The organism is Streptomyces sp. NPDC091371 (assembly GCF_040684275.1).
Classification (GTDB): domain Bacteria; phylum Actinomycetota; class Actinomycetes; order Streptomycetales; family Streptomycetaceae; genus Streptomyces.
The window spans coordinates 1-1,891 of record NZ_JBFBFP010000111.1 but is presented as its reverse complement, the minus strand read 5'-3'; the positions used below and the strand labels follow the sequence as shown (position 1 = coordinate 1,891).

Genomic DNA, 1,891 nt, shown 5'->3' with positions numbered 1-1,891 from the left:
CCCGGACAGCACTCCCCACTCCACATCCGTCAGCTCATGACGACGCACCATGCCGACATGATCCCTCATCAGAACCATTTGAAGACACGGCCTAGTACGTCCACGTTCCACGGGAAGCCGTCGACTCGGCTGAGCGGCGCTCACCCATGCTCCGATAGTTAGCTTCCTAAGCACCTTCGAGGAGACTCGTGAGCCCTCCCCCTAGAACCTCTGCACCCCGTTCCGCCACGCGCCCGTTCGTCCTTTGGAAGGAAGTCGCGGTCGCCTACCTGGCCCCCGCGCTCACCGCCGGGCTCGGCGGAGTCCTCAGCGGGCAGCCCGAACTGACCATGGCCGCTGTCACCTCCATCGGGGCCACGTCCGCCCTCGTGGCCTGCGTCGTCGGCGCGTGGCTGCACCGGCGTGGCCGGCCACGCCGCTGGACGACCTCGGCGCCGCGACTGGCGCTCGCCCTCGGACTCGCCGTTGCGGCGGCCGCAGTCGCCGGCCTGCTCGGGTGGTTCGCATCCGAGTGGCTGCCGTCGCACACGTCGGTGCTCGACGCCGGATGGCTGGAGCGACTGCGGATCGACCTGCCTTTGTCAGCCGCTCTGGCCGCCGCCATCGTCACCTGGCGGTGGCACGGCGCGACCTCCCGGCAGCAGACGTGACCCGCCCCTCCACCCCCGCTCTCCAAACCCCCCAACCGTGAAAGGCTCACTGTGATCACCATCATGGGCGCAACCGGCGCCACCGGCGGCGCGCTGCTCCGGCGGCTGGCCGAACTCGACGTCCCCTGCCGCGCTGTCAGCCGCACCCCCGACACACTGCGCGCCGCCATCGACGCCGAAGCGCCGGTCGAGATCGTCGGCGCGGACGCCGCAGATCCCGGCACACTCCGCGACGCCCTCAAGGGATCCACACAGCTGTTCCTCGCCATGGCCAACAGCCCGCGTCAAGCCGAGCTGGAGACCAACGCCATAGACGCCGCGGCCGTGTGCGGGGTACAGCACGTGGTCAAACTCTCCGCCCCGGCAGCCGAGCCCGCCTCACCGGTAGCCATCTCGCGCGGCCACTGGGGGGTCGAGGACCACCTGGCGGCAACCGGCATGACGGCCACGCTGCTCCGACCGTACGCCTTCATGCAAAAGCTGCTCCTGAACGCCCCGGCGATCGCCCAGGGCGCACTCATCGGGGCGATGCGCGACGCACCCTGCAACTACATCGACGTCCGGGACATCGCCGACGTCGCCGCCGAAACCCTCCTGCGCCCCAGCCTTGCCGGCACCACGTACGCCCTGACCGGCCCGCAGGCCTTCAGCCACTCCGAGCTCACCCGTCTCCTCAGCGAGCTGACGGGCCGCCCCGTCCGTTACATCGACCTGCCACCGAACGAGTTCTACAGCCATCTGTTGTCGACCGCACATATGCCACCCTGGCTCGCGAGCCACGTCGTAGAGATCCAGCAACTGGCCATTGCACGGCCGGAATCCCCCAACGACACCATCGAGACGGTCCTCGGCCGCCCCGCCAGGACGCTCCACAACTTCATCCGCGAGCACCTGCGCGTGTTCACCGCGACCACCTGACCGACAGCTCAACTACCCGTCCCGGATCCTCCGCCTTCTCCGGGATACTGACCCCTGTATCCCGGAGAAGGCCAGCAAGGCCGGCGTTGTACACAGGAAGCCGCCATGCGACGCCGGGCCGCGTCCGCACACATCGCACAACGCACAACGCTGCCCTCCGGCCACCCAACCGCCCTCCTCGGACCAGCCACGCAGCAGCCGACCAGTGGTTCAGAGACAGGCACTGAACTTGTCCTACCTTCCAAGTGTGGGTCTGAGTCGGTCATTCGTAAGATCGGCGGATCCGGGGGTTCTGGGTATGGCTGTGAGCTTGTCGCCGTTGG

At 68.4% G+C, this 1,891-nt stretch carries 2 protein-coding genes; both read left to right on the top strand.

Translation table 11 applies throughout. The features are described from left to right. Window positions 1–188 precede the first annotated feature (188 nt). Window positions 189–650, top strand: a complete 462-nt coding sequence (locus AB0O21_RS40390) for a hypothetical protein (RefSeq protein WP_365181000.1) — start codon at window positions 189–191, stop codon at window positions 648–650. Window positions 651–713: 63 nt separating this feature from the next. Then, window positions 714–1,568: an NmrA family NAD(P)-binding protein gene (locus AB0O21_RS40385; protein WP_365180997.1), complete on the top strand. Its 855-nt coding sequence runs from the start codon at window positions 714–716 to the stop codon at window positions 1,566–1,568. Window positions 1,569–1,891 lie beyond the last annotated feature (323 nt).